At 67.6% G+C, this 225-nt stretch carries 1 protein-coding gene; it reads right to left on the bottom strand.

Going from position 1 to position 225, the window contains the following annotated elements; translation table 11 throughout:
* Nucleotides 1–225: dioxygenase (locus K7H09_RS24160; protein ID WP_330165630.1), on the bottom strand; the 225-nt coding region annotated here is incomplete at both ends.

Genomic DNA, 225 nt, shown 5'->3' with positions numbered 1-225 from the left:
TCTCGCCCTCGGTCGCTTCATCGTCCAGGCGGGCAAAGCCGTCGGCTTCCGGGGCGCCGGCCACGTAAAGCGGGCCTTCGATGGTGCGTGGGGTGCCGCCGGTGCGCTGGGCTTCGGCATCGATAGCGTCCTGGCGCATATCCAGGAAGTGGTCAAAGCCGAGCCCTGGCGAGAGCAAACCGAACTGGGTCTGGCTGCCCAGGGCATTGAGCAGGTTGACCGCCG

The organism is Halomonas sp. IOP_14, from assembly GCF_021021315.1.
GTDB classification, from domain to species: domain Bacteria; phylum Pseudomonadota; class Gammaproteobacteria; order Pseudomonadales; family Halomonadaceae; genus Vreelandella; species Vreelandella titanicae.
This window is presented reverse-complemented; position numbering and strand designations above follow the sequence as displayed.